The sequence below is a fragment of the Gemmatimonadota bacterium genome, assembly GCA_016209965.1.
GTDB lineage: Bacteria > Gemmatimonadota > Gemmatimonadetes > Longimicrobiales > RSA9 > JACQVE01.
On record JACQVE010000101.1, the window covers coordinates 1 to 7,559 of the forward strand.

Genomic DNA, 7,559 nt, shown 5'->3' on the forward strand with positions numbered 1-7,559 from the left:
GGTGGCGGCGCCCCGTGCCGTCGAGGAGGCCCTGGCCGCCGCCTACGGCGAGGGCGCAGTGCAGGCGCTGCTGGCGCGGATAGCGTCACGCGCGCCGGCAGGGACGGACCCGCTGGACGACCCGAGCGCGCTGCGCCGCGCCTCCGAGGCCCCGCCGATTGTCGCGCTGGTGGACCTCATCCTGGCCCGCGCCGTAGCCATCCGGGCGAGCGATCTGCACGTCGAGCCGGACGGCCGGCGGCTGCGCGTGCGCGCCCGTGTGGACGGCGTGCTGCGGCCGATCCTCGAGCTGCCCGAGCACGCGGGCGCTGCGGTCGTCTCCCGCATAAAGATCATGGCCGGACTGGATATCGCGGTGAAGCGGCGGCCGCAGGACGGCCGCGGTGCCGTGCGCGTCGAGAGCCGTGAGCTAGCGCTTCGGGTATCCACGCTGCCCACGGAGGCGGGCGAGAAGGTGGTGATCCGGCTCCTCGACCCGGAGAATGCTGGTCGCAGGCTGGAGGAGCTGGGGCTGACGGAGCGGACCCTGGCCCGGCTGGAACGGCTGCTCGGCCGGGGGCACGGCGTGCTGCTGGTCACGGGACCGACGGGCAGCGGCAAGACGACGACGCTCTACGCGGCACTGGCGGCGCTGGATCGAGAGCGGCGCAACGTCATCACGCTCGAGGACCCGATCGAGTACCGGCTGGCCGGGCTCACGCAGGTGCAGGTCCACAATCGTGCCGGCCTCACCTTCGCGGCCGCACTGCGAGCGGTGCTGCGACAGGACCCGGACGCCGTCATGGTAGGCGAGATGCGGGACCGCGAGACGGTCGAGGTGGGGATGGCCGCCGCGCTGACCGGGCATCTGGTGCTGTCGACGCTGCACACTAATGACGCGCCCGGCGCCGTCGCCCGGCTGGGCGAGATGGGCGCGCCGCCCTACCTCCTCGCCGGTGGCCTGATCGGTGTGCTGGGCCAGCGACTGGCGCGGCGGCTCTGCCCAAACTGCCGCGTGCCGCGGGTAGCGCAACCCGACGAGCTGCGCGTGCTGGGCCTGCCCGCTCGCCCCACACCCGTGTACCAGGCGGCCGGATGCGCGCGCTGCGATGGCCAGGGCTACCGCGGCCGCCTGGGCGTATTCGAGCTGCTGGCCGTGGATGCGCGCATCCGCGAGCTGATCCTGCGCCGCGCCGCGGCCGACGCACTGCGCGACGCGGCACGCGCCGCTGGCATGGAGCCGCTCAGCCATGACGCGTGGGAGAAAGTGCGGGCCGGCCTCACTACGCTGGAAGAAGTCCAGCCACTGCTCACCCTGCTTGCCGACGAGGCCCCGGTTTGCACATCCTGCGGCACAGGGCTGCGGGCGAGCTTTGCGGCCTGCCCGGGATGCGGCAGGTGCCTGCATCGCCGCTGCAACTGCGGTACCGTGCTGGAGGCGGAATGGCGCTGCTGTCCCGCGTGTGGCGCACCTGTTGCAAAAGGGGAACCGGCCGGCCACCCCGTGGATTGACTCGCCACCAGCGCCCGGCCTGAAGCGGGTTGCCTCCGGGGCAGCCGATCCGACTTCCCGCAAGGGTCGCGGCCCGAATTGTGTCCGGAAGGAGGGGATTCCGTGAACGCCGCATGCCGCGTATTTCGGGCCGGTGGTTTTGTCTCGCTCGTCCTAGCGATCCCGCTTTCCGCCTGCTTCTCCGACGAGCCCGACCTGACCGGCGGCGACGGGGGTGGGGAGGCCGTAGTCATCCGCTTGACGGAAGCGCTGCGCTTCGTGCCAGACACGCTGACCATCACGCGCGGAACGCGCGTGCGCTGGGTCAACGAGTCCGATTTCTTCCACACGGTGACGCCCCGCAACACGAGTCAGCCGGGCGTGTGGTCGCGTCGGGAGACGAGTGGGCGGGGACCCGTGCTCGAGCACACGTTCAGCGTCGGCGGGCAGACGTACAACTATTTCTGCGAGCCGCATGAGAGCTTCGGGATGGTGGCGAGGATCCGCGTCGAGTAGGCTGGCTAGCGATCGCCGTCCTCCTCGCGCGGCTCGAGGCTGTGCTCCGTGCCATCGTAGCTCATGACCACCGGCTCTTCGTCGATGTATGTCTCCAGGTGGACCGGGCGCTTCCACAGGTAGTGGATATTCTCCAGCGTTTCCCGCGCCAGGTTCTCCTTCAGTGGTATGCCCTCGTAGCAGTGCCCGAGCACCAGCTCGCCGCGGTTGAGGAAGTTCGCGTCTACCACCTCGACCCGCGGTTGCCCGAAGTTGGTGAGCATGAAGAGCAGCTTCTCCTTGACCGCCTGGAAGTCGCGGTCGGCGATCACGTACTCGCCCGTGGCCGGCTGGTACTCGTAAGTAAAGAGCCCGTGCTTGCGCACGAAATCGGCAGTCAGGAACTCGTCAATGAAGGTGACATCGTTGTAGTGGCGCCGCACCTCGAAAATCCTTTCCCTGCCCTGCATCTCACCCGTGTCCCACGCCTGGCGCACCTGGAACTCGTCACACGCCTCCCAGTCGACGCCGTGCCGCCCCTTGTTCCAGCGCTCCTCGATGTCGCGCCACAACTCGAGCCCCAGCTTATAGGGGTTCAGCCAGCCGGGGTGCGTTGCTACGGTGCCCGAGTGGTGATCCGCATAGTCCACCACCTCGGAGGGCTCGAGAGCCCGCTCGGTCATGATACGGGAGTGCCAGTAGCTAGCCCATCCTTCGTTGATGAACCTGGTGCGACCCTGCGGCGCGAAGTAATAGGCCTCCTCCCGCACGATCCCCAGCACGTCCCGCTCCCAGTTCTTGAGCGGCGCGTGCTCGAGCAGGAAGAGCATGGCATCCTTTTCGGGACACGGCGGGAAGCGTTCCTCCTCGCGCTGCGCTTCCTCGAGCCTCTGGCGCTCGGCCTCGAGCACCGGCTCGGGGTTGATGTACTCGTCCATGTACTCTTTGGCGCGCAGCTTCTTCGGCTCGGCGCGCGCCGGGGCGGATTCCTCCGGCCGCGGCGCCCAGCGCTTGCGGCGGATGTGCGGAGCGTTGTAGTCGATCAGGTTGTCAATGGAGAGGCAGCGATCCAGCAGCGCCTCGACCTCCGACTCGCCGTATGCCTCCATGTAACGGCGGATGCGCGCCGCATGGTTGGCCATCTCGTCTATCATGCGCCGGTTGGTGTGCGCGAAGGAGAAGTTGTGCTTGAAGAAGTCGCCATGCCCGCACACGTGCGCCATGACCAGCTTCTGGTCTACGTAATGGTTGGCCGCCAGCAGGTAGGCGTAGGTGGGATTGTTGTTGATGACCATCTCGTAGATGCGCGACAGTCCGTAGGCGTAGGAGCGGGACAGCTCGAGGTAGTCCATCCCGAAGCGCCAGTGCGGGTAGCGCGCCGGGTAGCCGCCGTATGCGGCCACTTCATTGATTTCCTCCCAGTCCAGCACTTCGTAGACGATCTCGAAGAAGTCGAGGCCGAACTCGCGGGCGTGCTGCTCAATCTGCTGCTGCAGCGAGCGGAGGTCGGATGTGAGGGTGTCTGGCATGCCTCTCAATATCTCTGCGGTTCGCGTACCCGTGCCCGTGCCCGTGCCCGTGCCCGATCGCGTTGCACCAGGGTGCGGCCGGGTACGGCTACGGGTGCGGGTACGGGCACGTTGGTGTCATCCCTCGAGCGCCTGCTTCCCCTTGCCCCCAAACCCCTCGATCGAACCGCGGACCGCGTACGGCTCGGGATCGGGCTCGGGCTCGGGATCGGGAACGGAGGCGCCGATGGCGCCTATTTCCCCTTTCCCAGGAACTCCTTGATCGACCCCAGGATCGCATCCCGGTCCTCGATCTTCGAGAGCACCAGGTTCTCTGCCTCGAGATGCGTCTCCAGTGCGTGGAGAAACTGACCGCTTCCGTAGCGACTTTCCACCTGCCCGTAGCCGAACAGGTTGGCTACCGGCAGGAGCCGGTCGCGGAGCAGCGTAAAGCATTTCTCGTCGTCGCCGCCGCCCCAGTTGTCGCCGTCAGAAAAGTGGAAGAAATAGATGTTCCAGGCCTCGGCGGGGTGGTTCCGTTCCACCATATCCGCGGCGAGGTGGTACGCGCTCGAGATCCGCGTCCCGCCCGACTCGCGCGTGCTGTAGAAGGTGTCGCGGTCGACCTCCCGGGCGGCAGCGTCATGCACGATGTAACGGGTTTCCAGGCCGTCGTAGTGGGCGCGGATCCAGGTGTCGATCCAGAACGACTCGATGCGGACGATCTCCTTCTGCTCGTTACCCATGGAGCCGGAGACGTCCATCATGTAGACGATAACGGCGTTGGCCGTGGGCTCCGGCTCCTCCTTCCAGGAGCGGTAGCGCATGTCCTCGCGCACGGGCACGATCGCCGGCCGCCCCGGGTTGTAGGAGCCCAGCGCCAACTGACGTTTGAGAGCCTCCTTGTATGTACGCTTGAAGGAGCGCAGGCTCTCCGGCCCCGCCCGTTTGATGCCGGTGTAACGATCCTTCACGACGGTGGCGGAGCGGGCGCCCTTGGGCTCGATGCGCGGCAGCTCGAGTTCCTCGCCCATGAGCTGCGCCAGCTCCTGAATGGTCAGCTCGACTTCGCGCAGGTGATGGCCCGGTGCGTCACCTGCCTCGCCCCGGCCACCGACGGGGGGGCCGTCCGTGCCGATGGGCGTGCCGATCTCGCCACCACCCTGGCCTACCCCGCCCAGGTCGCGCCGGCCGTAGCGGAAGCGGGGCAGTTCGATCTGCGGCACGGGGATCGATACGACCTCATGGCCGCGACGGCCGATGAGCTCTCCCCGCGTCAGGTGGCGCTTCAGATCCCGCTTGATGACGCCCCGGACAATGTCCTCGAACCGTCGCCGGTCCCGCTCGATCCTCTTGACCATGGAGAGACCTAGCGCGCCCCCGGCAGGGCCGGCGCCGCGTGCGGCCGCAGCAGTTGGGGCTGGAATGCGGCTACCAGGCTGGCGAACGCGAGCAGGGCGACAAAGCCGAGGACGAGCGCGCGTTGCACGGCGCTCAGCCGCGCGCCCGCCCGGACGGGCACCGGGCTCTGCACGGGCGCGGTATGACGCAGCCCCCCCGATTCCTGGAGCAGCAGCGCCATATCGGCGCCGCAGCGGGCGCAGAGTCGTGCCGCCCGGGGGTTGACGTACCAGCAGTGCGGGCAGACCGAAAGCTCGCCGCCGCCGGGCGCGCTGGGCGGGCGCAGGCCTTCCATGGTCGACCTACTTGCGTCCTTCCTTCACGTCGCCGCGCGCGAAGATGCTGGCCACGAAGTTCAGCACGTCGGTGGCGCAGACCTCGCAGTAGCCGTGCTGGTGCACGAGGCGGCTCTTGACCACGTCAATCTTCTCCTGCGCTTCCCGGTCCAGCACGCTGGAGACCAGGCTGGTCAGCTTGATCGAGTCCTGCTGGTCCTCGAACAGCTTCAGCTCGAGCGCCTTCTGCAGCCGTGCGTTGGTGTCATAGCGGAATTTCTTGCCATCGACGGCGAGTGCGCCGATGTAGTTCATGATCTCGCGCCGGAAATCATCTTTGCGGCTCTCGGGGATATCGATCTTCTCCTCGATTGACCGCATCAGCCGCTCGTCCGGCTCCTCGTATTCGCCCGTATACTTGTTGCGCACCTTCTCCCGCTGCGTGTACGCCTTCACATTGTCAATGTAGTTGGCGCAGAGCCGCTGCATCGCCTCTTCATCACCGGAGATCGCGCGCTGCACCTCGTTCTTCACCATGTCCTCGTACTCCTCCCGCACCACGGCCAGCAGCTCGCGGTACTTCTCCCGCTGCTCCGCATTCACGATCAGCGAGTGGTGCTTCAGCCCGCTCTCCAGCTCCTTCAGCACCATGAACGGGTTGACGCACGTCTCCTCCACCTCGGCCACCAGGCAGTTCGAGAGCTTGTCCTGAATGTAGCGCGGGCTCACCCCCTCCATGCCCTCGCGCTCCGCTTCCTTCCTCAACTCCTTGACGTTGTCCTCGGTGAAGCCCGGCAGCGTCTTGCCGTTATAAAGCTTCAGCTTCTGCAGCCGCGTCAGGTTCAGCTTCTTCGGCTCTTCCAGCCGGGTCAGCACCGCCCACATCGAGGCCATCTCGATGGTGTGCGGCGCCATGTGCTTCCCCTTGATCCGCCGGTTGTTGAAGTCGCGCTCGTAAACCTTGATCTCTTCGTCCAGCTTCGTGATGTACGGGATGTCGATCTTCACCGTGCGGTCGCGCAGCGCTTCCATGAACTCGTTGTTCTGCAGCCGCCGGTACTCCGGCTCGTTGGTGTGCGCGATGATGACTTCGTCAACGTCCGTCTGCGCGAACTTCTTGGGCTTGATCCGATGCTCCTGCGAGGCGCCCAGCAGGTCGTAGAGGAAGGCCACGTCCAGCTTCAGCACCTCGACGAACTCGATCAGTCCGCGGTTCGCGACGTTGAACTCGCCATCGAAGTTGAAGGCCCGGGGGTCCGAGTCGGAGCCGTAGATCGCGATCTTGCGGTAGTTGATGTCGCCCGTCAGCTCTGTCGAGTCCTGGTTCTTCTCGTCCTTGGGCTGGAACGTGCCGATCCCCACGCGGTCCTGCTCGCTCACCAGCAGGCGCCGTACGCGCACGTGCTCGATGGTGCGCGTCCAGTCGCCGTCATACTTGAGCATGAGCTGGTTGTAGAGGTGGCGGCACGCCGGGCAGAAGTCGCCTTCCACCGCGATCTTGCCCTCGTCCGGCATGTCGCGGTTGGGCTCGTCCAGGAAGGCCGCCCGGAACTCCTGGGGGATCAGCTTGAGCGGCTCCTCGTGCATGGGGCAGGGCATCTCATCCGTGCCCCGCGCCGCCTCCGCCATCTCGGCCGGCACCCCTAGCGCCGCGAGCCCCTCGCCCACCCAGGAAAAGGTGTAGAGCGCGCCGTCCGGTGTGCGCGAGTAGTATTCGATCCCCTTCTTGAGCAGCCGGCAGATCGTGGACTTGGAGGAGCCGACCGGGCCATGCAGCAGCAGCACGCGTCGCTCCGGGCCGTACCCCATGCCCGCCGCCTTCAGCACCTGGATGAACCTCATGAGCGGGACATCCAGCCCGAAGATCGCGTCCTTGCCGCCGCCGATCGGATCGTCAAAGAAGTGATAGTGCGTGATCTCCTTCTTGTACTCCGAATACTTGCGCGTCCCGAAGGTCACGATCATGGCGTAGAGTCGCTGGAACGCGCTGCGCGCAATGGCGGGCCGCGCGTGCACCATCGAGAGGTACTCGGGGAAGGAACCTTCCCAGTGCAGGTCGTGGTACAGCGCCTGGTCCTGGTGCTCGCGGATGTGCTGGATGATATCGAGAACGGGCGTGGACATCGCAGTTCTACTCCTTCACCATGGCAAAGCGTCCTGACGGCGATGCGTAGCGCACTACACGGCCTCCGCGGCGGTGTTCCGCCCCGCGGGCGGCCGAATGCCGCCGTATCTGTGAATTCGACCACAAGCCCTGCCGATCGGCGGGTACGGCTCCCTCAATTCTGCTGCGCAGGCGGCCGGAACCGGTCCGCAACCTGGCGCAGCAGTCGCTCGATCGGGTCGCCCCGGTTCGGGAACAGGTACCGGTCCGCGATGCGGTTGAGCGAGATCCGCAGGTCCTGGAAA

General features: G+C 66.6%; 6 protein-coding genes. 2 read left to right on the forward strand and 4 right to left on the reverse strand.

Translation table 11 applies throughout. The features are described 5' to 3' along the window. Together tadA and HY703_04225 are read left to right on the forward strand one after the other, a co-directional pair. A partial coding sequence (gene tadA, locus HY703_04220) for a Flp pilus assembly complex ATPase component TadA (GenBank protein MBI4544381.1) occupies positions 1-1,492 on the forward strand: 1,492 nt, incomplete at its 5' end. Positions 1,493-1,729: 237 nt separating this feature from the next. Beyond that, complete coding sequence (locus HY703_04225; protein MBI4544382.1) at positions 1,730-1,987, forward strand: copper-binding protein; 258 nt, start codon at positions 1,730-1,732, stop codon at positions 1,985-1,987. Positions 1,988-1,992: 5 nt separating this feature from the next. Here HY703_04225 and HY703_04230 read toward each other — a convergent pair whose 3' ends face one another. The 4 genes from HY703_04230 to HY703_04245 form a co-directional block, all read right to left on the reverse strand. Beyond that, positions 1,993-3,495, reverse strand: a complete 1,503-nt coding sequence (locus HY703_04230) for a SpoVR family protein (GenBank protein MBI4544383.1) — start codon at positions 3,493-3,495, stop codon at positions 1,993-1,995. A 233-nt stretch (positions 3,496-3,728) separates the two neighbouring features. Then, the gene (locus HY703_04235; GenBank protein MBI4544384.1) at positions 3,729-4,835 is read right to left on the reverse strand and encodes a DUF444 family protein; all 1,107 of its coding nucleotides are present in this window, start codon (positions 4,833-4,835) and stop codon (positions 3,729-3,731) included. A gap of 8 nt (positions 4,836-4,843) precedes the next feature. Further along, on the reverse strand, positions 4,844-5,170 hold the full coding sequence (locus HY703_04240; protein MBI4544385.1) for a zinc ribbon domain-containing protein: 327 nt from the start codon (positions 5,168-5,170) through the stop codon (positions 4,844-4,846). Between the two features lie 7 nt (positions 5,171-5,177). Continuing rightward, positions 5,178-7,274 carry a serine protein kinase gene (locus HY703_04245; GenBank protein ID MBI4544386.1) on the reverse strand — a complete coding sequence of 699 codons (2,097 nt, stop codon included), beginning with the start codon at positions 7,272-7,274 and terminating at the stop codon, positions 5,178-5,180. Positions 7,275-7,559 lie beyond the last annotated feature (285 nt).

Coding starts and splice junctions, on each gene's coding strand:
- HY703_04245 (MBI4544386.1), bottom strand. CDS start 7,274: ATGTCCACGCCCGTTCTCGATATCATCCAGCACATCCGCGAGCACCAG.
- HY703_04235 (MBI4544384.1), bottom strand. CDS start 4,835: ATGGTCAAGAGGATCGAGCGGGACCGGCGACGGTTCGAGGACATTGTC.
- HY703_04240 (MBI4544385.1), bottom strand. CDS start 5,170: ATGGAAGGCCTGCGCCCGCCCAGCGCGCCCGGCGGCGGCGAGCTTTCG.
- HY703_04230 (MBI4544383.1), bottom strand. CDS start 3,495: ATGCCAGACACCCTCACATCCGACCTCCGCTCGCTGCAGCAGCAGATT.